Source organism: Roseateles chitinivorans, from assembly GCF_050632145.1.
Taxonomy (GTDB): domain Bacteria; phylum Pseudomonadota; class Gammaproteobacteria; order Burkholderiales; family Burkholderiaceae_C; genus Roseateles; species Roseateles chitinivorans_B.
In genome coordinates, this window is record NZ_CP192577.1 from 5,285,761 (window position 1) to 5,308,232 (window position 22,472).

Genomic DNA, 22,472 nt, shown 5'->3' on the forward strand with positions numbered 1-22,472 from the left:
GCGGCGGGAAAGCGCTCCCACCCGGAGTTTCACGAGTGGGAGCTTTACTTAAGGGAAGCCCTGCATAACTCCCCCGCGCGGAGCGTCCGAACGATTCGCCCGATACTCCGGAAAATGGACAAACTCTCCGACCTCCGAAAGAGCTACGAGCGCGCCGAGCTCGATGAACAGCAATCCGCGGCCGAGCCGTTGCGCCAGTTCCGCGAGTGGTTCCAGCAGGCGCTGGACGCGCAGGTGCCCGAACCCAATGCGATGACCCTGGCGACCGTCGGTCCGGAGGGGCGTCCGTCGACCCGCATCGTGCTGATCAAGGACATCGAGGACCGCGGCCTCGTCTGGTACACCAACTATGACAGCCGCAAGGGCCGCGAGCTGGCGGTGCATCCGTTCGCCGCCCTGCAGTTCCACTGGGTGGAGCTGGAGCGCGTGGTCCGCATCGAAGGCCGCGTCGAGCAGGTCGATGCGGCGCAGTCCGATGCCTACTTCGCGTCGAGGCCGCTGGACTCGCGCCTGGGGGCATGGGCGTCGCCGCAGAGCCAGGTGATCTCGTCGCGCGCGGTGCTGGTGGCCAATGCCGCCAAGGCCGCGGCGCAGCACGGACTCAGCCCGAGCCGGCCGCCGCATTGGGGCGGCTACCGGCTCGTGCCCGAGCGCTGGGAGTTCTGGCAGGGGCGCAAGTCGCGGCTGCATGACCGGCTCGTGTATCGCCGTGAAGGCGACGCGTGGGTCCGAGAACGGCTCGCGCCCTGACGCTCAGAACTTCACCTGCAGCCCCGCGAAGAGGCTGCGTCCCGGCAGCGGCGTCAGCTCGCGGATGGTCTGGACGCTGCTGGCGTTGTAGGCCAGCTTGTTGGCCAGGTTGTCCAGCTTGACGTACCACATCGCGTCCAGGTTGCCGATGTCGAAGTGGCGCGCGATGTTCAGCCGCAGGATGCCGTAGCCCGCCGTCGGCGTGTCCAGCGCCGGCACGCGGTCCTGGCGCAGCGCGCCGCGCAGTTCGGCCTGCAGCAGCCACGGACCTCGCTCGGCCTGGATCGACACGCTGCCCCGCACCGGCGCCAGGCGCGGCAGCGGCTCGCCGGTGTCGCGGTTGGTGCCGCGCACGAGGTCGATCGTCGTGCCCAGCGTCAGGTCCCAGCCCGCGAGCTTGGACAACGGCAGCTTGCCCTCCAGCTCCACGCCGTGCATCCGGGCGCGCACGCCGCGGTAGAGGTACTCGGGCACCGAGGACGGTTCGCCATCCTCACCGACCTCGTCGACGCTGCGGCCGCTTGCATCCAGCGCGATGTAGTTGGAGAAGCGCGTCTGGTAGACCTGCACGCTCCACTTCGCGTCGCCCTGCTTCCAGTGCAGCCCCAGGTCGACCGCCTTCGCGCGCTCGAGTCCGAGGTTGATGTCGCCGACCTCGTAGGCGCCGGACGCCACGTGCACGCCGTTGGCGAACAGCTCGTAGAAGGTCGGCGCGCGCTGGCTGCTGCTCAGGTTGCTGGAGACACTGAAGCCGTTGCCCAGCTCATAGGCGCCGCTCAGCGAGAAGCTCTTCGGGCTGAAGCGCCGCGTCACCGGATCGCCGAAGCGCTCCTCGTCGCCGCCGGTGGAGCCGATGTTGACGCGCTCCGCGCGTGCGCCGGCCTGCAGGCTCCACGGGCCCGAGCGGAACTGCTCGATCAGGAACAGCGCGTTGTTGCGGGTCTTGGTGCCGGGCACCAGCGCTTCTTCGCCGAGCGCGGAGAAATCGCTCAGTTCCCATTGCCAGCCGAGCACCCCCTGCATCGTGCCCCAGTCGCCCTGGAAGGCCGAATGTGTCGCCTCGATGCGGCCGTCCTTGCCGTCGGACGAGAAGACGGTGCCGACTTCGCCGCTGCCCTCCACTTCCTGGTGCTTGTAGCGGCTGCTCGCGAACTGCCACGTCACGCGCGCCAAGCCAGGCAGCGGATCGCGCCATTCACCGGCGGTCGCCAGGCGCTGGCGCTGCATCTGGATGCGGACGTCGGGCTCGACGGTGACGCCGTAGTCGTTGTGATAGTCCTCGACCGACACGCCGGCGTAGCCCTGCGAGAACAGCAGCGAGCCGCCCACCGCACCGCTGCGGCCGTGGCTGTCGGAGTTGCGGACGTGGGACGAGACGCCGTCTTCGCTCTCGAAGCGCGGCACGCGCTGGTCGTCGGCGCGGCGGTCGGCCGCGTCCACGTGCCAGGCGAAGCCGGTGGTGCCGCCGTCGAGCACGACGGCGCCGCCGCGCTCCTTCGAGGCGCCGCCCAGACGCAGTTCCGCCGCGCCGTTCAGGCCGGGCTGGGCCAGGCGCGGGATGCGGTTGTCGATCGCGTTGACGACGCCGCCGATCGCATTGCCGCCGTACTGCAGCGCCGCCGCGCCGCGCAGCACCTCGACCCGCGTCAGCACCAGCGGATCGACCGGCAGCGCATGGTCGAAGCTCAGGCTGGACGCATCGACCGAGGCGCCGGAGTTGCTGAGCATCCGCACGCGGTCGCCGTCGAGGCCACGCATCGTCGGGCGGTTGCTGTTCGGGCCGAAGTAGGTCGAGCCCACGCCGGCCATGCCGTCGAGCGTCTCGCCGAGGCTGGCGCCGCGCTTGAGCGTCAGCGCATCGCCGCTCAGCACCTGCACCGGCGCGGCGAGTTCCTTCTGGCTCAGCGGGTTGCCGGTCACGACGACCACGTCGAGCTTGTGCTTGTGGGGCCGGTCGGCGCCGCCGGACGCGGTGCCGCCATCGGCCGAGGCCGATGCAGCCGAGTCAGCCGAAGCGGATGCGGGAGCCGGCACGGTGGGCGCCTGTTGCGCCCAGGCGCCCCCGGCGGCGACGCTCAGCGCGAGGGCCAGCAGCGTGGGTTGGAAAGGGGCGCGCAAAGACGCCGACGAACGGATCGAAGTGGACTGGAAGGCCATGGAAACACTCTCGAGCACCGGCGGCACAACGCCGCGGCGCCATCAAATTCTTGGAGGGCCCAAGCCGGCACGCCACGCTGCCGGAGGCAGGCGCGAACGGCCCGGTCGCGTGAACGGACACGCCCGGAACGGACGCGCCTGAGCAAGGGCGGAATCGATGGAGGTGTCAGGCTCTGGGCGGCCCGCGGGCGCCCTTGCGCCACTGCTGCGCGAGCATGGCGTCATGGGGCTGGTCGATGCCGACGGGGATGTCCGGCGGCAGCGCGGTCCAGGCGGACGCCTGGACGATGGGGCCCAGCACATGGCTGAGCTGGTCGAGGAGCTGGCAATCGCCGGAGCCGGCGACGTGCCCGAACGTCAGGAAGCTGCCATCCTCGGCATCGCCGGACCCGGCCCGGGCGGCCAGTTCCGCGCGCTCGACGGCGGCAGCCTGCTGCGCGGCGGCCACCGCGAGCCGGACAGGCTCCGGCATCGGTCCGCCGTGCAACGCGCGGTGCACCAGGCCCAGCGCCTGGAAGCCCACCACGGTGACCACGCACAGCCAGATCCACCAGCGCTGCTGACGGCTCATGGCGGTGGAGGACAAGCGCGACATCGGGATCGGTCGGTGTCCGCGCGGTCAGCGCGTCGCGCGGACGGCGTCCGTCACGCGATAGAACATGCCGTAGGGATCGTCGTTGAGGACGGCCAACTGACCTTCCACCGTCACGACGTCCAGCGTGTAGCGCACCGGGGTCTTGCTGCGAACCTCGACCAGGCCTTCCGGTCCGGCCGGCACGCAGAACGAGCAGCTCGTCGGCACCGACGACAGCAGGAAGTGGCTCTGCTTGTCGCCCGGCTCCAGCGGCATCATGAAACCCTGGACCTTCACCGTGCGCTGGTTCAGCGCCAGCACGCCGGACGGGAAGCTCGGGATGACCTTGCTCTTGTCCGCCTTCACGGTGACCGAGGACAGCAGCTTCCAGCTGACGACGCCCTCGACCTCCTGCAGCGGCTTGAACGGGCTGCGCGGGTCGTGATAACCGGGGCCGGAGCCCATCGGCATCGCGGCACCCGACGTGGGGGACGGCGCCGCCGAGGTCGTGGCCTGCGCGAACGCCACACCCGCAGCGCCTGCCATGACGATCGTCACGAGCGCGAGCGCGACCCGGCGGGCGGGTGTTGCATCGGTGGTGGCGCGAGTGGGCATCGGGGCGGCGGGGCGGCGGCGTGAATGCGATCTGAGGACCGCGTGAAGCTCGCCATTGTGCACCGGCTCGATGACCGTCCGGAGCAAGGTCCGGGCGCGTCGCGTTCAGCGCGGGGTCTGGAGCAGTTCGGTCACGTCGAGCCGGTAGCCGCGCCACGCCGGCCACGCGGCGGCGATCAGGGCCAGGCCGAGCGCCAGCGCCGGCACCAGCGCTTCCCAGCCGGACACCCAGGAGCCGGAGATCCGCACCGACTGCTGCTGCGCCAGCACCGCGCCCAGCCCCGCCGTCAGCGCATGGGCCAGGCCCAGCGCGAGCAGCGTGGCGAGTCCCGCCAGCATCAGCGCCTCCATCGCGATCAGCGCAGCGACGCGCCTCGGCGCGGCGCCGAGCATCCGCAGCATCGCGAGATCGCCCTGGCGCTCGCGCACCGCGTGCAGCAGCGCCACCAGCACCGACAAGGCCGCCGCCAGCAGCAGCACGCCGCCGAAGCCGCGCAGCACGTCGACGCCCACGCCGACCATGCTCAGCAGCCGCGCCGTCTCCAGCGCCGGCACCGAGGCCTGCAGCCCCGGCTGCGCGTTCACCCAGCGCGGCAGCATCACCGCGGCCAGCGGGCTGCGGTAGCGGACCAGCACCATGCTGACCTCGAGCGAAGCCTCGTCGTCATGCGCGGCCTCTCCATGCCCGTGCGCCACATGCGCTTCCCAGACGGAAGCGAGATCCGTCAGCACGAGCCGATCGACGACGCCCCCGTCGGCGCCAGCACGCCGGTGACCTCGTAGGCCTGCTCGTGCTCGTCGCCGCCGGACGCGAGGCCATGCGTGCCGTGGAATCGGTCGCCGGGCTTCAGGCCGGAACGGCCCGCCACCTCCGCGCCGAGCACGGCCTGCATCGGCGCCTTCCACGACGCACCTCGAGCCAGCGAGAGTTGATAGAGCCCCAGATAGTCGGCGGTCGTGCCGACGATGCGGAAGCCCTGGAAGCTGTCGCCGAGCGAGATCGGCACCGCCTGCGCCACCAGCGGCTGCGTGCGCAGCTGCGACACGGTGGCCAGCGGGATGTTCCCGGTCGACTGGTCGAGGTGGAACACGCCGGCCAGCAGGATCTGCATCGGGCTGCCCTTCGCGCCGACGACCAGGTCGATGCCGCCAAGATCGCGTCGCAGCCCCTGCTCCATCTGCTCGCTGACGAGGACGACGAAGCCGATCGCCGCCAGGCCGAGGCTCAGCAGCATCAGGTTGAGCGCCGTCAGCATCGGACGCGCCCAGAGGTAGCGCCACGCCAGGCGAGGCAGGTTCAGCGGCGCGCGGCTCATGAGGTCGAGGTCGTCGAGGTCAGGACGGCATTCCGACCGGGGAGTCGCAGTCGATGCAGCGCCGGCCAATCGGCCCACGACGCCTCGATCCGTGCGTCGTGCGAGGCGATGATCAGGCACACGCCATGCACGGTGGCCGCGCGGCGCAGCAACGCCAGCGTGGCATCGCAGGCCTCGTCGTCGAGGTTGGCCGTGGGCTCGTCGGCGAGGACGATGCGCGGCGACCGCAGCAGCGCCCGCGCGAGCGCCACCCGCTGCGCCTGCCCCTGGCTGAGCGCATGCGGACGGCGGTCCTGGAGCTCGCCGATGCCGAGCTCGTCGAGCAGGGCCTGGATGCGCGCGGGATCCGGCGCCAGGCCGGCCGCCACGTAAGGCAGCGACAGGTTGTCGCGCACGCTGAGCGAAGGGCTGAGATGCAACCGCTGCGGCACGAAGCCGAGGTGCGCGCCACGCCACGCGTCGCGCGCCGCGGGCGCGAGCGCGCCGATCTCGACGCCGTCCACCGTCAGCCGCCCGCCCGACGGCGTCAGCAGGCCCGCCATCAGCGCGAGCAGCGTGCTCTTGCCGCTGCCGGACGCACCGCGCAGCAGCAGGTGTCCATCGGCAGGCAACGCGAAGTCCGGGAACTGCAGACCGGCGACGGACGCGCTGTCGCCGCCCGTCGTCCGACCTTCACCGCCATGGCGGTAACGCAGCCCCTCGAGAACGACCATCAACCGGCCGCCTCGTCCTTCAGCAGTTCCTTGAACTTCTTGGCGAACTTGTCGACCTTGGGCGCGACGACGAAGGCGCAATAGCCCTGCTCCGGATGATTGGCGAAGTAGTCCTGGTGATACGCCTCGGCGGGCCAGTAGTTGTCTTCGGGCTGGATCTCGGTGACGACCTTGCCGCCGTGGGCGCGCTGGGCCTCGTCGACCACCTGCCGGATCACGCCGAGCTGCTCGGGCCGCGTGTAGTAGATGCCGGAGCGGTACTGGGTGCCGACGTCGGCCCCCTGCCGGTTCAGCGTCGTCGGATCGTGGATGGTGAAGAAGACCTGCAGCAGGTCCTCCAGGCTGACGACCTTCGTATCGAAGCGCACGCGCACGACCTCGGAATGCCCGGTGCTGCCGGAGCAGACCTGCTCGTAGTTGGGGCTGGCGAGCGGCCCGTTGGTGTAGCCGGACTCCACGCCGAGGACCCCTTGACGCGCAGGAACACCGCCTCGGTGCACCAGAAGCAGCCGCCGCCGAGGGTAATGAGGTCCTCGCCGGGCTGGAGTTGGACGGGGTTCGGGGTGGTGGTCATGATGGATCCTTGGCTCATGGGTCGATCGCCCTACATGGCGTCTGCGGCGTATTCCTCAAGCCTCGCCCGCCGCACCCGCCTGCTGCTGGACGAGGTCGAACTGGAGGACTTCCTCGAACACCCGGTTCCGTGCCTTGGCGTCGCGGATGAGGGACGAGGCCGGCGTCACATACAGATGGAGGGGCACATCGCTGGATTGCCCGATCAGGAAATCGTTGTAGACCACCCGCTCGGACAGGGAGAAGACATCCTTGAATCCGGTCTGCTTCAAGTCCCGGTAGAACTCGTCATCCACCTCGACGATCGAGAACGCGAAGACTTCCCTCACCGTGGGGATGCGATCCGCCAGGGCGCTCGCATAGAGCCGGCATTGCAGCAGCGACTTGTTGTTCTCGAAGATGTCCGCCGCCGGCTTCTTGAATTCGATGATCACCAGCTTATTGGGCTGGTCGTCGGTGTCCTTGGAGAAGAAGGCCGCGACGTCGGGGCGCCGTTGCAGCTTGCCCTCGAGGCCGTGTCCGACCTCTTCGAGGATCTGCTGGAGCCGCTCATCGCTGTGGATGCTCGAGTAGGAGAGGAACTTGTCGTCCACCAGCCAGACGTTGTTCTCCCGCAGATTCGCACCGTCGCTCCGCTTCGGAAGGATCGCGTTGTGGACCACCTCCTCCACGCAGTCGTGCGGCAGATTGGCCAGGGAATCGATCACCAGGGCCCGGTGGACGATGAACCGGGCCAGGTCTTCGCTGGCCAAGTGGGAGACATCGTCCAGGGACACTTCGCGCCCGCTTTCCAGGGCCTCGACCACCTGGTCCTCGCGCCGCGCCTGCTGCGCGCGATACGCCTTGACGATCTCGTCCGCGTCCAGCAGCGCGGCATTGCCGCCGAGCGACTCCAGGCGGATGAACGGGTAGTACTTCCGCAGGCGCCCCAGATTGTTCGACTTGAATTCGTCGATGCCGCTGTTCGAGGACCCACGGATGAGCCGCATGCATTCGGCCTCGATGCGCGGCATCAGCCGCTCCCGACTGATCGGCGAGATCATGTCCACGTCGTCTTCGGTGCGCGGCAGTTCCAGGCGCTGCCGCTCGATGTTGGAGCGGTCGTTGAAGTAGCTGGAGGTGATGAAGATCAGATGCCGGCAGACATCGAAGCGCCGGCTGATCACGAACTCCTCGATGCAGAGTTCATCCGCGCACAGCATGGCGGCAATGCCCTTGCGCGGCAGTTCATCCCGGAAAAGATAGCAGCGGAACAGCTCGTCCCCGACCGAGAACTCGTGCTCGGCCACTGCCTTGACCTCGTTCCCCGAAAAGACAAACTCGTCATCGAACGGCTGCCGGGAGTTATGGCGGAAGGTCACCGAAATCTGATGCCCTTGCCGCGCCTTGAGGAAGAGCAGCAGGCGCAGGTCGTCGCAGATGGAGTTGACCAGCTTGGTGACCTGCGTGTTGATCCGCTCCTTCAGGTCGCGCAGGACGATAGCCGTGCGCGACGGCCCCGCAGCATCGGCATACCGCACATCCTCGAGCGTGAACTCCGGCGTATAGCTGAACTGGACCAGCCGCTCCGGAAGCTGGCTCTCGATCTGGACCACCCGGGCGTACTTGAGGAACGCGAGCCGGCCCACGCCCTTCCCGCCGATTTCGTCCTTGTGACCGGTGCAGATCTCGTCGAAGTACTGGAGGTTCTCGTGCGTGAACCCTTCGCCGTCGTCCGCGATGGTGATCTGCTCCAGCACGCTGCGCACTTCGGTGCCCTGGAACAACTCGCCGTTCTTCTCCGAGAAATGCAGATCCACGGCGATCTGGCGTCCTCCGGCATGGATCGAGTTGGTGATGGCCTCGCGGATCACGTCCCGGGCCGAGACCCCGCCGCGGTAGTGCTCCGCAATGAATTTCCGAAGATTGATCCGGGCCATCTGGTCGTTCCCCGCCTCGACGGCGGCACTTGAATCAAATGATCTTACGGCCGTTCGACAGCGCCGGATTCGAAGCTACTGTGCGCTCAGCGCCAGATCGACGCGAGGCGCCCAGGCCTTGTCCTTGTCGGCGCCGCGCTCGTCGTCCTTCGCATGCAGCTTCGGCGAGGCCAGGAACATGCGCGCGTTGGGCACGCCGCGTTCGAGCAGCGCGTCGCGCACCGCGACCGCGCGCTGCAGGGCCAGCTCGCGCAACTGCTCGTCGGTGACGGTGTAGCTGTCCATCAGCAGCTCGCGCATCTGCGCCGCCGGGATTTCCTTGGACAGCCCGATGAAGTTGCGCGGCTTGTTGGGCAGCTTGGCGTTGTCGTAGACGACCTTGAGCAGACGTGCGCGCTGCGCATCGTCGAGCACGACCGGCGCCAGCCCCGCATCGGCACCCGCCGATGCAGCGGACGCGCCGGATGCGCCCGAGGCGCCCGTCAAGGCCACGTTCGGCGCGTTCACCGCCTGCGTGACCGATGCGCGCCGCAGCTCGCGGCGACGCTCGGCAATCATCGCGTCCTCCAGCCGGGCGCCCTGCGCGGCGCGGCGCTCGCCCTCGGGATCGACCCAGCCGGTGATGCTCAACTGCAGCGCCGGCTTGTCGGCCAGCACCTTCGTCAGCGGCTCCAGCTTCTTCGCCGCCTCCGGCTGAAGCGCCGCCGTGCCGGGCTTGAATTCGAGCTGGCTCATCTCGGCGCCGCCGCCGCCGCCGGACAGCAGCGAGAACGGCGCCGTCAACGCCTTCGTCAGCAGGTTGACGATCAGCTTCACCACCAGGCTGCCGACGCTGAACTCCGGATCGTTCAGCGAGCCGCTGACCGGCAGGTTGACGTCGATGACGCCGTCGCTGTCCTTGAGCAGCGCGACCGCCAGCTTGACCGGCAGCCGGGTCGCCGTCGGGCTGTCGATCCGCTCGCCGAAGGTCAGCTGGTTGAGCACGATCTTGTTGTCGGCCTCCAGCCGGCCGCCGGGTTCGATCTGGTAGTGCACCCGAGTGGACAGCTTGCCGCGTTCGATCGCGTAGCCCGCGTACTTGCCGGCGTAGGGCGACAGCGGCGCGAGCTCGATGTCGGTCGCGCTGGCGGTGATGTCCAGCGCCAGCGGCGCGCCGCTCGGGTTCAACTGGCCGCTGATGTCCAGCAGCCCCGTGCCCTCGACCTTGCCCTTGAGCTGCAGCGGCGCCATCGCCGCCGAGCCCGCCGAGAACGCACCCAGCGTCCCCGTCAGCTCGCTGAGGTTGGCGCTGTAGTTGGGCTTGATGAACCGGTCGTTGAAATCGACCTTGCCGCCGTTGACACGGGTCTCGGCGATGCTGATCCGCAGCGGCGGGGCGCCGGCCGCGGAGGCCGCCGGTTCTGGCGCCGACGTCGCGCGAGCCACGGTCGCCGCCACGGGCGCAGACGCCGCCGGCGTGTTCGCCACGGCGGGCACGGCCTGACCCTGCTCGGTCTGGTTCAGGTCGCGCAGGTTCAGGCGCCCCTGCTCGTTGATGATCAGCCGCGCGTAGAACTCGTCCAGCACGGCCTGCTGGATCTTCACGTCCGGCGCGCCGCCCGGCGCCAGCGCCACCCGCAGCCCGCCGAGCTTCAGGCCCTGCCAGCTCAGCAGCTCCTCGGCGGAACGGCGTCTGCCGTCCTGCAGCCGCGCCTGGCGCAGCCGCAGATCCGAGATCACCAGCTCGCCGCCGGCACGCACCGACGGTCCCTTGGGCGTCGCGGTGAACTCGAAACCGCCGCGCATCGAGCCCTCGGCGCGTTGCAGGTGGATGCCGATCGACGGATCGAGGTAGGGATCGACCCAGTGCAGCGGCAGGTGCTCGGCGGTGAGTCGTCCCGAGGCCTTCAACGGCGCCAGCGCCAGTTGACCGTCCCAGCGGAACTTGGGCACCTCGCGCAGGTTGCGGCGCGTGGCGTCGGGCCGGCGCAGCGTGGCGCCCAGTTCCACCGGCAGCGGCTTGCGCAACTGGCGGCCGTCCCAGTCGATGCCCGACACCTTCAGCACCAGGTCCTGCACGCCGATCGGCCGGGCCGGTTCATCGTCCAGCACATGCGTGGCCAGGTCGAGCAGGGTCGCCTCGCCGCCTTCGACGGCGATCTCGGCGATCTGCGCCGTCCAGAGGGCGTCGTTGGCCGGCGCCATCGCAGTCGCCGGAGTCGTGGTCGCGGGCGTGGTCGGTCCAGCCGCCACCGGCGACGCAGGGCGTTGGAGCACCTCCGGAACATCCAGTGTCAAGCGATCGCCGCGACCCTCGGACGCGCGTCGGCGCGAAGTCGCCGCCACGCTGACGTTCGCGGTCGCGGCCCCCTGCCCGCTCGCCACAGGCGCCGGCGTCCCAGCGCCCATCCAGGCGTCCCAACTCCACTTCCCTGCCTTGTCGCGGCCCATCTGGACCTTGGGCGCCACCAGCGCGAGTCGCCCGGCCGTCAACTTGCGGCTGCCCAGCACCAGTTCCGCCTGATCGAGGCTCAGTTGCTTCAGCGCCAGCACCGGCTTCTTGCCATCGGCCAGTTGCACCTCGTCGAGACTGAGCGCCTTCAACGACAGCTTGAGGTTCTCACCCGCGGGTCCCGCGCGCACGGCGCCCTGGGTCGCGAAGCGACCCGCCACCGACAGCGGCGTCGCCGCCTTCAGATACGGTGCAAGGGCTTCCAGTGCGAGATCCTTCAGCGCCCAGTCGAGCGCGATGCCCGACGCGCCGAGCTCGCCCTTGCCGCTCAACGCGGCCGGGGTCTTCCCGCCCTCCGGCGACAAGGTGGCAGCGATCTCCACCGGTGCCGCCTTCGCGGCCAGCGGCCACGACAGCCCGCTGCCCTTGACCGTCAGGCCGTCGACGCTCCACCGCGCCACGGGACGGAGCGTCTCGTCGGTCCAACCGACGCGCCCCTCCAGCGCCAGTTGCCGCACACCGACGCGCCAGGGCATCGCGCCCTTGGCCGGCGTTGTCGCGGGAGCCGACGACGCGGCCTTCGGCACCTCGGCGACGGCCTGGGTTGCCGGCATGTCCGGCAGCCGGAGTCGACCTTGCGCGTCACGGCCCATCAGCAGCTCCGGCTGCTTCAGGCTCACCGCGCCCAGCAGCACCTGCCGCTTCAGCGGCTGCACGTCCGCCAGCTCGACGCTCAGCGCCTGCCAGCGCAGCCAGTCCTCCCAGCCGCTGTCCGCTTTCCCGTCTGCGCCGGCGCCCGCGCGCCGCTGCAACGACAGCTCCCGCACCGAGGCCCGGCCACTGACCTTGACCTCCGGCGACTGCTTCGGGGGCTGCTTGAAATCCAGCGTCAGCTGCGAATCGACCAGGCCCTTGGCCAGCCGCATCGGCAGCTCCTTCGGCCAGTACGCGCGGTATGCCGACAGGTCCAGCGCGTCGAGCTTGACCGTCATGCTCGCGCTGCGCGTGTCGGCGAAGGGCTGCACCTGGCCTTCGCTCTCGAAACCGACCCCGTTCAGGCGCCCGGACAGCCGCGGCAGCACGTTCACCTCGACGTCCGTGTCCAACGTCGACAGGAACGGGATGCCCAGGTGGAGCGCCTTGAGCTCGTGAACCATCCCGGCCGTGCGATCGTCCAGGCGGAACTCGCCGTCGGTCAGCTCGATGTTGTAGAGCGCGGCCTCGGCGGGGCCGTCGTCGGGTGTCGGAGGCGCCTTGGGCGCGGCGGCCAGGCGGACGAGGATGTCGTCCAGGTCGGTCCTGCCGTCGGGCAGCAGCGCGACCCGCACCCGGGGCGCCTCCACCGTCAGCGAGGACAGCACCGGCGCCAGGTGCCACAGCGAGCGCGGCGACAGCACCGCGCGCACGCGTTTCACTTCGAACAACGGCGGCGCCTCGGCCTTCGGCCCGGCGATCTTCAGGTCGTCCAGCGTGAGGGCCAGCCGCCACGGCGTGAAGCTCGCGGCGCCCAGCGTGACCGGACGCCCCAGCTGTTCCGCCGCGATCCGGACGCCCGCCCGTTCGATCCACATCGGCAGCGCCACCCACGCGACCAGCAGCAGCGCGACCACGGACAGCACCACACCCGCGAGCACGCGCAGCGCGCGTCGCGGCCAGACCGGAAGGGCAGAGAAGAACACGAAGGGCAGCCGGCGAAACCCGGACGAGTCGTCAAGGAAGCTGATTATGCTGGCGGGCCTCAACACCTGACACCGATCCCCGGCCCTCGATGAACGACCTGATACATGCGGTCGCAGCGTTCCTGCTGCCGCCCACCGGCGCCTTCCCGCTGCTGCTGCTCGCCTGGTGGCTGCGGCACCGCCGCCGCGGGATCTCCGGCGCGCTGTTCGCGACCGGGTTGATCGCCGTCTGGATCGGCAGTACCGAACTGGGGGCGCTGTGGCTGCAGGACCGGCTGCTCGGACCGCAGCAGGCCGTCCAGGTCGAGCGTCTCAAGGCGGTGCCGCCCCAGCAGGCCATGATCGTCGTGCTCGGCGGCGGCGCCCGCAAGCTGATGCCGGAATACGGCGGCCCGCAGCTCAAGGCCTTCTCGGTCGAGCGGCTGCGCTACGGCATCTGGCTGTCGCGGCAGACCGGCATCCCGCTGATGTTCACCGGTGGCACGCCCCGCGACGCATCGGACGAGCGCATGACCGAAGCCGCACTGGCCGAACGCACCGCGGCGCAGGAGTTCGGCTTCACGCTGGCGGCCAAGGAAGACCGCGCCACCGACACGCGCGAGAACGCACAGTTCACCGCGGAGATGCTGCGCGGCCAGCCCATCCGTCGCGTCGTGCTGGTCACGCACGACGTGCACATGCGCCGCGCGCTGCGCGCTTTCCGCGAGGCGCTGCCGCCGGAGGTGGAGGTGGTCCCGGCGCCGCTCGGCCTGGCACTGCCCGGATTCGAATGGCGCGATCTGCTGCCCTCGCAGGAAGGCCTCTCGCGGGCGCGGTATCTGGGCTACGAATGGCTGGGCTACGTCGGCGGTCATTGACCGTCCCGCGCATCGCGCATCGCGCGCCGGACCTCGACGATCGGGGATCGACCATCGGGGGTTGACCTTCGGCGGTTGACCTTCGGCGGTTGAGGCTCGGGGATGTCGACGGCCCAAATAGAAACCCCCTCCGCGCCGGGCGTGCCGGACGAGGAAGGGGTGGGCGGACCAGCCGCCTTTGGGGCTCCGCGGCGAATTGCCGCAGGGCTCCTGGCGCGCAGAGACTGCGCCAGTTGAAGTGCCGGAAAGGCCTGACAACCTTAGGCCCGCGCGCCGGCCCTTTCAAGCGCCGGCCCCCTCGACCCCGTAGTTTCCTAGCCCCCGAACAAACGCTGATAGAGATCCGCCGCGCGGGCTTTCTGCTCCGCCGGCATCTCGATCACGCGGCCCCATTCGCGCGGGGTCTCGCCCGGCCACTTGTTGGTCGCGTCCAGGCCCATCTTGCCGCCCAGCCCGCTGACCGGCGAGGCGAAGTCGAGGTAGTCGATCGGCGTGCCCTCGACCAGCGTCGTGTCCCGCACCGGGTCCATGCGCGTCGTGATCGCCCAGATCACGTCCTGCCAGCTGCGGATGTCCACGTCCTCGTCCACGATCACGATGAACTTCGTGTACATGAACTGGCGCAGGTAGCTCCACAGGCCGAACATCAGCCGCTTGGCATGTCCCGGATAGGCCTTCTTGATCGAGATCACCGCCATCCGGTAGCTGCAGCCCTCCGGCGGCAGATAGAAGTCGACGATCTCCGGGAACTGCTTCTGCAGGATGGGGACGAACACCTCGTTCAGCGCCACGCCCAGCACCGCCGGCTCGTCGGGCGGCTTGCCGGTGTAGGTCGAGTGGTAGATCGCGCCGTCGCGCTGGGTGATCCGGTTGACCTCGAACACGGGGAACCAGTCCTGCTCGTTGTAATAGCCGGTGTGGTCGCCGTACGGGCCTTCCAGCGCATGCAGGTAACCGCCCTTCTCCTTCAGCGGGATGCCGTCCTCGCTGTGGCCGGTGAAGCCCGGCGCAGCGGGCGGGATGTGGCCCTCGAGCACGATCTCCGCCGTCGCCGGCACCTGCAGCATGCGGCCGGCCTCGCCGACGTTGGTGTCGGCGACCTCCGTCCGCGAGCCGCGCAGCAGGCCGGCGAACTGGTATTCGGACAGCGTGTCCGGCACCGGCGTGACCGCACCCAGCGTCGTCGCCGGGTCGGCGCCCAGCGCCACGGCGATGGGGAACGGCTGCCCCGGGTTCGCGATCCCGAAGTCGCGGAAATCCAGGGCACCGCCGCGATGCGCCAGCCAGCGCATGATCAGCTGCCGCTTGCCGATCAGCTGCTGTCTATAGATACCGAGGTTCTGGCGGAGACGCGGGTTCGCGATCTTCTGCGGCCCCCGCGTCACCACCAGGCCCCAGGTCAGCAGCGGGCCGACGTCGCCGGGCCAGCAGGTCTGGATCGGCAGGCGCTTGAGGTCGACGTCCTCGCCCTCGATCACCTGCTCCTGGCAGGCCGGCCGCTTCACCAGCGACGGCTTCATGTCCCACAGCGCCTTGCCCATCTGCGCCAGCTTGCCCACGTCGCGCAGGCCGCGCGGCGGCTCCGGCTCCTTCAGCGTCGCCAGCAGCTGGCCGACCTCCCTCAACTGGGTGGTCGACTCGGCGCCCATGCCCAGCGCCACCCGGCGCGGCGTCCCGAACAGGTTGGCCAGCACCGGCATGCGGTAACCGGTCGGCTGCTCGAACAGCAGCGCCGGGCCCTCCGCCTTGAGGACCAGGTCGCTCACGGCCGTCATCTCGAGCACCGGGGACACCGGCTCGGCCACGCGGCGCAGCTCGCCCATGGCCTCCAAAGCGCCCATAAAGTCACGCAGATCTCGGTACTTCATAACTCAAAGTAGTTAAGAACAAGGCCCATACGGTTGACGGGTTATTTTTGATCCATAGAATCGCGCCCTGCCCTGGCCCCCAGGGTTATCCCGGTCTTCGCTGTGGGACGCGAAACCGGTGTGCTGCCAATGGACGCTGGATCGCCCGTCTGTCGCATCAAGAGCCTGGAGCCCTCTGAGAGCCCTCCAGGCCGTCGACGACGCCCGAGCCGGCCCATTATCACCACCCCCAGGTGGGTGTCCGGCGAGTGACGCTTCGAGCGGCTCGCCAGGCAAACACCGGGAGTGGTCGGAGAAAGGAGTCGCATGACAGCGCGTTCAGACCTGCTATCCCTGCCCCGCCAGGCGCAAGCCGCCCTGGTGCTTTTCGTCAAGGACATCGGCCAGGGCCTCCTGGTCGTCAGCCACAACACGCTCGCCCTGGTGGGCTTCGCGGTCGTCGCCGTCGGGCTGGTCTTCGCCAGCCAGGCCGACCTGCGCCAGCAGCTGGAAGGCCAGGTGCTGGGTTGGCTCAACGCCCGCCACGAGGCGCGCGTCGAGGCCTCCGGCGACGTGCTCGCCCTGATGGCCGAGCCCGACGCGATCAGCCGCGCCACCGCGGTCGATCCGAAGGAGCTCACCCGCCAGCAGGCGCTGGTGGCCAACTACCTGGCCCGGCGCTACCGCGTCGCGCCGGAACCGGTCAGCCGCCTGGTCAAGGAAGCCTGGGACGTCGGCCAGCGTGCCCGCGTCGAGCCGACACTGATCCTGTCCATCATGGCGATCGAGTCCGGATTCAACCCGTTCGCCCAGAGCGCCGTCGGCGCCCAGGGCCTGATGCAGGTCATGACGCGCGTCCACGACGACAAGTACGAGGCCTTCGGCGGCAACTTCGCCGCCTTCGACCCCGTGACCAACCTGCGCGTCGGCGTGCAGGTGCTGAAGGAGTGCATCCAGCGCGCCGGCAGCCTCGAGGAAGGCCTGCGCCGTTACGTCGGCGCCGCCAACCTGCCCGACGACACCGGCTACGCCTCGCGCGTGCTGGCCGAGCAGGACCTGCTGAAGGCCGTCGCCCAGGGCCGCAATGTCAGCCCGTCGGCACCGCGCCCGGTCCGTGAGCCGGCGTCCGCGCCGACCCCGACCGGCGAACAGGTCGCGATGACCGCCGTGATGCGCTGATCGTTCCATTCGCACCGATCTCGCGCCTTTCATGCGCCGGTCATGCGCTTTGACAACGGGTTCCGATCGGAACCCGTTCTTCATTGGGCGAAGCCTTCGCCCCACCGCCGTGGGAACAATGTCACGGGATGGCCGGCGCCCCGAGCCGGTGCGGCTACACTGCGGACTTCGCGCAACTGGCGATCAGGGCGCCCTGCCCGGAGACGATCCTGTCTCCGCACAGGCGTCGCCCGAGGTGGGCCACCACCGGGAAGCGCGAACGGCCGGGGACGTCCCCGGCTGTCCGTGCCGTTCGCCTGGGCCGCCGTCGTTCCGACCGCCGTCGCCGCCTCGCCGTCATCCTTGACCGCGACCGCGCCGATGCGTTGCCGGGCGGGCGGCGCCAACCCTTGAGCCGACATCATCATGTTTGACCGCACCCAACAGACCCTCGCCACCGTCGATGCCGAAGTCTTCGCCGCCATCCAGCAGGAGACCCGGCGCCAGGAAGACCACATCGAGCTGATCGCCTCGGAGAACTACACCTCTCCGGCGGTGATGGAAGCCCAGGGCAGCCAGCTGACCAACAAGTACGCCGAGGGCTATCCCGGCAAGCGCTACTACGGCGGCTGCGAGTACGTGGACATCGTCGAGCAGCTGGCCATCGACCGCCTGAAGCAGCTCTACGGCGCCGAGTTCGCCAACGTGCAGCCCAACAGCGGCTCGCAGGCCAACCAGGGCGTGTTCTTCGCGCTGCTGCAGCCCGGCGACACCATCATGGGCATGAGCCTGGCCGAAGGCGGCCACCTGACCCACGGCATGGCGCTGAACATGAGCGGCAAGTGGTTCAACGTCATCTCCTACGGCCTGGACGCCAAGGAAGAGATCGACTACGACGCGATGGAAGCGCTGGCGCGCGAGAAGAAGCCCAAGCTGATCATCGCGGGCGCGTCGGCCTACTCGCTGCGCATCGACTTCGAGCGCTTCGGCAAGATCGCCAAGGAGATCGGCGCCTACTTCATGGTCGACATGGCGCACTACGCCGGCCTGATCGCCGCGGGCGCCTACCCGAACCCGCTGCCGCATGCCGACGTCGTGACCTCCACGACGCACAAGAGCCTGCGCGGCCCGCGCGGCGGCATCATCCTGACCAACGACGAGGCGATCGCCAAGAAGATCAACTCGGCGATCTTCCCCGGCATCCAGGGCGGCCCGCTGATGCACGTGATCGCCGGCAAGGCGGTGGCCTTCAAGGAAGCGCTGACGCCCGAGTTCAAGGCCTACCAGCAGCAGGTCGTCGCCAACGCCAAGGTGCTGGCCGACACGCTGATCGAGCGCGGCCTGCGCATCGTCTCCGGCGGCACCGAAAGCCACGTGATGCTGGTGGACCTGCGTCCGAAGAACCTGACCGGCAAGGAAGCCGAGGCCATCCTGGGCGCCGCCCACATGACCTGCAACAAGAACGGCATCCCGAACGACCCGCAGAAGCCGATGGTCACCAGCGGCGTCCGCCTGGGCACGCCGGCGATGACCACGCGCGGCTTCAAGGAGGAGCAGGTCCGCAAGACGGCCCACCTGATCGCCGACGTGCTGGACAACCCGCACGACGAGGCCAACCTGGCCCGCGTGCGCGAGCAGGTGGCCGAACTGACGCGTCAGTTCCCGGTCTACCGCTGAAGCGGGTCCGCGGCGCATGCGATGCCCGTTCTGCGGTCACGGCGACACGCAGGTGTCGGAGACCCGGGAGTCCGACGAAGGCGACGTGGTGCGTCGCCGCCGTCGCTGCCAGTCCTGTGACAAGCGCTTCACGACCTACGAGCGCGCGGACATCGCGCTGCCCATGGTCGTGAAGAAGGACGGCACGCGCGCCGAGTTCGACATGGGCAAGCTGCGCGCGTCGATGACGCTGGCGCTGCGCAAGCGGCCGGTGAGCATCGAGCAGATCGACGCGGCGCTGGAGCGCATCCAGGAGAAGCTGCTCAGCACGGGCGTGCGCGAGATCCCGTCGACCAAGCTGGGCGAGCACGTGATGCGCGAGCTCAAGCGCATCGACAAGGTCGCCTACGTGCGCTTCGCATCGGTGTACCGCTCGTTCGAGGACGTCGACGAGTTCCGGCAGCTGATCCGCGACATCTGAGGCGGCGCGTTTCACGCGTCTCCCCAAAGGCCGGCCCCCTTCAGCGGGCCGGCTTTCCCTCCTGAAGGCGAAGCGCATCGCAGGCCATCTCCCTAGAGTTCCTGGCAACTCTTCTGGAGATCTTCCTTGCGGCCTGCCACCTTCTCCTTCCCCTTCCGCGTCCCCTGCCCCGGCACGGCGCCCCACCCGGCACTGACCACCGCGCGCGGTGTCAGCCTCATCGAGTTGCTGGTCAGCATCGCGCTCGTCGCGCTGGCGGCCCTGCTCGCAGGCCCCGACCTGCGCGACTGGCTCTGGCGCCAGCGACTCGCGAACGCCGCGCAAGCGGTCCTCGGCGACCTGCAACTCGCCCGCAGCGAGGCGATCCTGGGCGCGCGCAACGTGATCCTGCGCTTCGGCGGCGACCTGTCGTCCCTCAGCGGCAGCGGGCGCTGCTACGTGCTGCACACGGGCGCGCCGTCCGCCGTCACCACCGCCACCGCCACCACCACAACGACAACGACGTCCGGCAACTGCGACTGCCGCCTGGACACGCCGCCGCTGTGCGACGGCGGCGCGCAGGCGATCAAGCAGGCCCGCTGGTCCGGCGGCCGGGGACAGGCGGAGGTGGTGTCCAACGTGCCGTCGATGCTGTTCAGCGGACGCCAGGGCACCGTGTCGGTGAGCGGCACGATCGAGGTCCGCATGACCGGCATCGGCACCGTCCGCCACATCGTCAGCATCACCGGCCGCGTGCGCAGTTGCACGCCCGACGGCGCGCTGAACCGCCTGCCGAGGTGCGCATGAACCGCCGGGGCTTCCCGCCTGTCGGCTTCTCGCCTGTCGGCTTCTCGCTGATCGAGCTGCTGACCGTGCTGGCCATCCTGTCCGTGCTGGCCGCGCTGACCCTGCCCGGCTTCCGTGACCAGGTCCTCAAGGGCCGGCGCGCCGAGGCGCGCGAGGCGCTGCAGTCGATCCAGATCGCGCAGGAACGTTTCCGCGCCCGCCATCCCCGATACGCCGACCGGCTCGAGGACCTGGAGCAATCCGCGACGACCCGGGGCGGGCTCTATCGCCTGCGCATCGTGCAGGCCGACGCCACGCGCTACCAGGTCGAGGCCGTCGCGCAGGGCAACCAGTCCGCGGACCGCCGATGCCAGGTGTTGAGGCTCCGACTGGATCTGGGCGCCACCACCACGACCGGGTTCGACGACCGCGGCGCGGAGCAGGCCGACGCCTGCTGGCCGCAATGAAGGAGGCCACACGATGAACCGCCAACGCCTCGCAGTGCCGACGCGCCACCTCTCACGGAGCCTCGCCGGGAGCTCCTCACCGCGTTCCTCTCAGCGTTTCCCCTCGCGCGCCACCGGGGGCTTCACGCTGGTGGAGTTCATGATCGGCCTGACGATCGGGCTCCTGCTGCTGGCGGGCGCCTTCTCGATGGCCGGCGTGCAACTCGGCGAGCACCACCGGCTGATGCTGGAGCTCCAGGTGCAGCAGGAGCTGCGCGCCACGGCGGAACTCATCCTGCGCGACCTTCGACGCGCGGCGTTCTGGGACAAGGCGCAGGACGGCGTCTGGCAGGACGACCCGGACGCACCGGTCCCCAACCCCTACGCCGATCTGACGGTGGAAGACGCCGGACATCGGGTCAGCTACAGCTTTGCCCGCGACGGCAGCGCGCCAAGCGCCGGCAGCGTCCGGGAGACCTCCGGATTCCGGCTCAACGAGGGTCGGATCGACCAGTTGATCGCCGGTCGCTACCAGCCGCTGACGGATCCGGACCTGTTGCGGGTGAACGGGTTCGAGGTGCGGCTCACCGCGCAGGCCCATCCGCTGGGCGACGACTGCGCCCCGGGCTGCGCGTCCGGCACGGCGGGTTGCCTCCCCGTCCTGTCCACGCGCCTGGTGACCGTCACCGTCGACGCCGAAGCCACGCACGACCCACGCGCACGCCATCACCTCGAGATGCTGGGGCAGCTGCACAACCATGTCCTCTCGGGAGGCTGCCCATGATCCGGCCACTTCAACGAGTCCAGCGGGTTCAACGGATTCAACGGATTCAACGGATTCAACGGATTCAACGAGGATTGGCCACGCTGACCATGTGCGTGCTGCTGCTGGGCGTGCTGGCGCTCGGGGCCGCCTGGGCGGCGCGGCAACTGGCGATGGCGCAGCGCGTGGCGGCCAACGACCTCAGGGCCGCTGCGGCGTCCGAGGCCGCGGAGTCCGGCATGGCCTGGGCCGTCGCCATGCTCAACAGCGGCGCCATCGACGAGACCTGCCGCGCCGCCACGATGCCTCCGGCGGCCGGCGGCACGGCGCCTTCGGATTTCCGGAGCCGGTTCCTGCTGATCGGCGCGGACGGCCACTATCACGCCCCCACGGCGCCCGCCACCGCCGCCCCTCCCACGTCACCGCCGGCGGCAGCCGGCACCGGACCCGCGATGCCGGCCTGCCTGAACTCGGGTCCGCTGCGATGGTCCTGTCGCTGTGCCGCCACCGGCGGTGCTCCCGTCGACGCCCAGCCCCGCGCCGACGGCGAGGCGCAACCGCAGTTCAGCGTCCGCTTCGCCGACGCCGGCGGCCCGGGACAGTTGAAACTCATCGTGCGCGGCTGCAGCGACCGCCGGACGGACTGCGACGACGTGTCCGACGGGCCGGTCGGGGTGGCGGAGACCTCGCAGCAACTGGCGCTTCTCAGCGCATTGCGCCTGCCGCCGGCCTCCGCCCTCATCGACACCCCGGGCAGCTTTCTCCAGGTCTTCGGTTATCCACCCGGGCGTTATCGCGACCAGCCCGCCATCACGCGGCTGCGTTGCATCGACGACTGCGGCGCATCGCTCGCCCAGGCACTGGCGCGCGGCCGGCGCCTGATCTGGATCGACGGCGACGCCCGTCTGTCCGAATGGCCGGCACCCGCACTCGACGGCACGCCGCTGGTGCTGATCGTCGACGGGCGGCTGGACCTCCTCGCGCCCGGTCACCCGCAAGGCGTGATCTATGCGCGGGACGGCCTCGCCTGGCATCCGCCCGCGGGACAGTCCGCCTCGCTGCGCGGCGCGGTGGTCAGCGAGGGACACGTGGACAAGTCCGCGTCGGTCCAGTTGATCCATGACGCGGCCGTCCTCTACCGCATCCATCGGCAGATGGGCAGCTTCCTGCCCGTGCCCGGCGGCTGGATCCCGACACGATGATGACGATGACACGCTCCCACCCTCGGTGCCCTCCTCACCGTCCTTCCCACCGGTCTTCCCACCGTCTGCCGCACCACCGGCCTCCTCCGAACGATCACACCGGTCGCGCCGGGCGCCGCCTTCGCCGCGGATTCGCGCTCATCGAGGCCCTGATCGCGCTGGTGCTGCTGTCGATCGCCGCCGCCAGTCTCATGACGCTCCAGGCCCGCCTGCGTATCGCCGCCGACGAAGCGCGTCATCACGACCAGGCCCTGCGCCTGGCCCGCAACGAACTCGAGCGCTGGCGCGGGCAGCCGGACGCCCCCTCGCCGGCGCTGAGCTGGGAAGGTCCGGACATCGCCTTCGCCGTCGTCGGCGGTGCGGCCCTCACCGCCGACGCCGCCGCCCCACCGGGCGGGAGCGCCCCGGACGCCGGGCTCACGCCCCTGCCCTTGCGCCCGGTGCAGCTGCGCGTGCAATGGACGGACCGTGCGGGTCACGCCCGGAGCATCACCCTCGAGAGCCTGCTCCCCCTCACCGATCCGGCCCTCTCCGGATGGTTGCTCCGCCCGCCAGGGTCGCGCCGCTAGA

General features: G+C 69.9%; 19 protein-coding genes and 1 pseudogene. 10 read left to right on the plus strand and 10 right to left on the minus strand.

The features are described 5' to 3' along the window. Window positions 1–114: 114 nt before the first annotated feature. Window positions 115–750, plus strand: a complete 636-nt coding sequence (gene pdxH / locus ACQ86G_RS24310) for a pyridoxamine 5'-phosphate oxidase (protein WP_431257704.1) — start codon at window positions 115–117, stop codon at window positions 748–750. A gap of 3 nt (window positions 751–753) precedes the next feature. Here the strand turns inward: pdxH and ACQ86G_RS24315 are convergent, their stop codons facing one another. From ACQ86G_RS24315 to ACQ86G_RS24355, 9 genes and pseudogenes are all read right to left on the minus strand, one after another. After that, entirely contained in the window at window positions 754–2,907 is a 2,154-nt protein-coding gene (locus tag ACQ86G_RS24315) for a TonB-dependent receptor (RefSeq protein ID WP_431257705.1), read from the minus strand. Window positions 2,908–3,073: 166 nt separating this feature from the next. Then, window positions 3,074–3,493: a hypothetical protein gene (locus tag ACQ86G_RS24320; protein ID WP_431257706.1), complete on the minus strand. Its 420-nt coding sequence runs from the start codon at window positions 3,491–3,493 to the stop codon at window positions 3,074–3,076. Window positions 3,494–3,526: 33 nt separating this feature from the next. Next, window positions 3,527–4,096, minus strand: coding sequence for a DUF3299 domain-containing protein (locus ACQ86G_RS24325; protein ID WP_431257707.1), 570 nt, complete (start codon window positions 4,094–4,096; stop codon window positions 3,527–3,529). 105 nt (window positions 4,097–4,201) lie between these two features. Further along, window positions 4,202–4,828 (minus strand): FtsX-like permease family protein, encoded by a 627-nt coding sequence (locus ACQ86G_RS24330; protein WP_431257708.1) that lies wholly within the window; start codon window positions 4,826–4,828, stop codon window positions 4,202–4,204. Then, window positions 4,822–5,412: an ABC transporter permease gene (locus tag ACQ86G_RS24335; protein WP_431257709.1), complete on the minus strand. Its 591-nt coding sequence runs from the start codon at window positions 5,410–5,412 to the stop codon at window positions 4,822–4,824. The genes ACQ86G_RS24330 and ACQ86G_RS24335 overlap by 7 nt, the downstream gene beginning before the upstream one ends. Next, entirely contained in the window at window positions 5,409–6,125 is a 717-nt protein-coding gene (locus ACQ86G_RS24340; RefSeq protein WP_431257710.1) for an ABC transporter ATP-binding protein, read from the minus strand. The genes ACQ86G_RS24335 and ACQ86G_RS24340 overlap by 4 nt, the downstream gene beginning before the upstream one ends. Continuing rightward, a pseudogene (gene msrA / locus ACQ86G_RS24345) lies at window positions 6,125–6,699 on the minus strand (peptide-methionine (S)-S-oxide reductase MsrA). Before msrA ends, ACQ86G_RS24340 begins: the two are co-directional and overlap by 1 nt. Before the next feature lie 55 nt (window positions 6,700–6,754). After that, window positions 6,755–8,617 (minus strand): ATP-binding protein, encoded by a 1,863-nt coding sequence (locus ACQ86G_RS24350; protein WP_431257711.1) that lies wholly within the window; start codon window positions 8,615–8,617, stop codon window positions 6,755–6,757. 75 nt (window positions 8,618–8,692) lie between these two features. After that, a complete protein-coding gene (locus ACQ86G_RS24355; protein WP_431257712.1) occupies window positions 8,693–12,727 on the minus strand; it encodes a DUF748 domain-containing protein in 4,035 nt (1,344 codons plus the stop codon). 89 nt (window positions 12,728–12,816) lie between these two features. On the opposite strand from ACQ86G_RS24355, the gene ACQ86G_RS24360 reads away from it, so the two are divergent. Next, window positions 12,817–13,584 carry a YdcF family protein gene (locus ACQ86G_RS24360; RefSeq protein ID WP_431257713.1) on the plus strand — a complete coding sequence of 256 codons (768 nt, stop codon included), beginning with the start codon at window positions 12,817–12,819 and terminating at the stop codon, window positions 13,582–13,584. A 314-nt stretch (window positions 13,585–13,898) separates the two neighbouring features. Here the strand turns inward: ACQ86G_RS24360 and ACQ86G_RS24365 are convergent, their stop codons facing one another. Beyond that, a complete protein-coding gene (locus ACQ86G_RS24365) occupies window positions 13,899–15,452 on the minus strand; it encodes a UbiD family decarboxylase domain-containing protein (protein WP_431257714.1) in 1,554 nt (517 codons plus the stop codon). Window positions 15,453–15,758: 306 nt separating this feature from the next. Between ACQ86G_RS24365 and ACQ86G_RS24370 the strand changes: the two genes are divergently transcribed. The 8 genes from ACQ86G_RS24370 (at window position 15,759) to ACQ86G_RS24405 (ending at window position 22,471) form a co-directional block, all read left to right on the plus strand. Further along, window positions 15,759–16,610, plus strand: a complete 852-nt coding sequence (locus tag ACQ86G_RS24370; RefSeq protein WP_431257715.1) for a transglycosylase SLT domain-containing protein — start codon at window positions 15,759–15,761, stop codon at window positions 16,608–16,610. 405 nt (window positions 16,611–17,015) lie between these two features. Continuing rightward, complete coding sequence (glyA, locus tag ACQ86G_RS24375; protein ID WP_431257716.1) at window positions 17,016–18,266, plus strand: serine hydroxymethyltransferase; 1,251 nt, start codon at window positions 17,016–17,018, stop codon at window positions 18,264–18,266. 16 nt (window positions 18,267–18,282) lie between these two features. Then, the gene (nrdR, locus tag ACQ86G_RS24380) at window positions 18,283–18,726 is read left to right on the plus strand and encodes a transcriptional regulator NrdR (RefSeq protein WP_067271194.1); all 444 of its coding nucleotides are present in this window, start codon (window positions 18,283–18,285) and stop codon (window positions 18,724–18,726) included. Window positions 18,727–18,852: 126 nt separating this feature from the next. Further along, window positions 18,853–19,512, plus strand: coding sequence for a GspH/FimT family pseudopilin (locus ACQ86G_RS24385; protein WP_431257717.1), 660 nt, complete (start codon window positions 18,853–18,855; stop codon window positions 19,510–19,512). After that, window positions 19,509–19,958 (plus strand): type IV pilin protein, encoded by a 450-nt coding sequence (locus ACQ86G_RS24390; protein WP_431257718.1) that lies wholly within the window; start codon window positions 19,509–19,511, stop codon window positions 19,956–19,958. Before ACQ86G_RS24385 ends, ACQ86G_RS24390 begins: the two co-directional genes overlap by 4 nt. Window positions 19,959–19,971: 13 nt before the next feature. Beyond that, a complete protein-coding gene (locus tag ACQ86G_RS24395; RefSeq protein WP_431257719.1) occupies window positions 19,972–20,721 on the plus strand; it encodes a PulJ/GspJ family protein in 750 nt (249 codons plus the stop codon). 74 nt (window positions 20,722–20,795) lie between these two features. Next, window positions 20,796–21,902 carry a hypothetical protein gene (locus tag ACQ86G_RS24400; protein ID WP_431257720.1) on the plus strand — a complete coding sequence of 369 codons (1,107 nt, stop codon included), beginning with the start codon at window positions 20,796–20,798 and terminating at the stop codon, window positions 21,900–21,902. Between the two features lie 5 nt (window positions 21,903–21,907). Then, window positions 21,908–22,471, plus strand: coding sequence for a type IV pilus modification PilV family protein (locus ACQ86G_RS24405; protein WP_431257721.1), 564 nt, complete (start codon window positions 21,908–21,910; stop codon window positions 22,469–22,471). Window position 22,472: the final 1 nt, after the last annotated feature.

Bases quoted from the DNA above. Each gene is read 5' to 3' on its own strand.
- glyA (WP_431257716.1), top strand. From the start codon at position 17,016: ATGTTTGACCGCACCCAACAGACCCTCGCCACCGTCGATGCCGAAGTC.
- nrdR (WP_067271194.1), top strand. From the start codon at position 18,283: ATGCGATGCCCGTTCTGCGGTCACGGCGACACGCAGGTGTCGGAGACC.
- ACQ86G_RS24395 (WP_431257719.1), top strand. From the start codon at position 19,972: ATGAACCGCCAACGCCTCGCAGTGCCGACGCGCCACCTCTCACGGAGC.
- ACQ86G_RS24350 (WP_431257711.1), bottom strand. From the start codon at position 8,617: ATGGCCCGGATCAATCTTCGGAAATTCATTGCGGAGCACTACCGCGGC.
- ACQ86G_RS24340 (WP_431257710.1), bottom strand. From the start codon at position 6,125: ATGGTCGTTCTCGAGGGGCTGCGTTACCGCCATGGCGGTGAAGGTCGG.
- ACQ86G_RS24405 (WP_431257721.1), top strand. From the start codon at position 21,908: ATGACACGCTCCCACCCTCGGTGCCCTCCTCACCGTCCTTCCCACCGG.
- ACQ86G_RS24315 (WP_431257705.1), bottom strand. From the start codon at position 2,907: ATGGCCTTCCAGTCCACTTCGATCCGTTCGTCGGCGTCTTTGCGCGCC.
- ACQ86G_RS24335 (WP_431257709.1), bottom strand. From the start codon at position 5,412: ATGAGCCGCGCGCCGCTGAACCTGCCTCGCCTGGCGTGGCGCTACCTC.
- ACQ86G_RS24325 (WP_431257707.1), bottom strand. From the start codon at position 4,096: ATGCCCACTCGCGCCACCACCGATGCAACACCCGCCCGCCGGGTCGCG.
- ACQ86G_RS24365 (WP_431257714.1), bottom strand. From the start codon at position 15,452: ATGAAGTACCGAGATCTGCGTGACTTTATGGGCGCTTTGGAGGCCATG.
- pdxH (WP_431257704.1), top strand. From the start codon at position 115: ATGGACAAACTCTCCGACCTCCGAAAGAGCTACGAGCGCGCCGAGCTC.
- ACQ86G_RS24360 (WP_431257713.1), top strand. From the start codon at position 12,817: ATGAACGACCTGATACATGCGGTCGCAGCGTTCCTGCTGCCGCCCACC.
- ACQ86G_RS24370 (WP_431257715.1), top strand. From the start codon at position 15,759: ATGACAGCGCGTTCAGACCTGCTATCCCTGCCCCGCCAGGCGCAAGCC.
- ACQ86G_RS24390 (WP_431257718.1), top strand. From the start codon at position 19,509: ATGAACCGCCGGGGCTTCCCGCCTGTCGGCTTCTCGCCTGTCGGCTTC.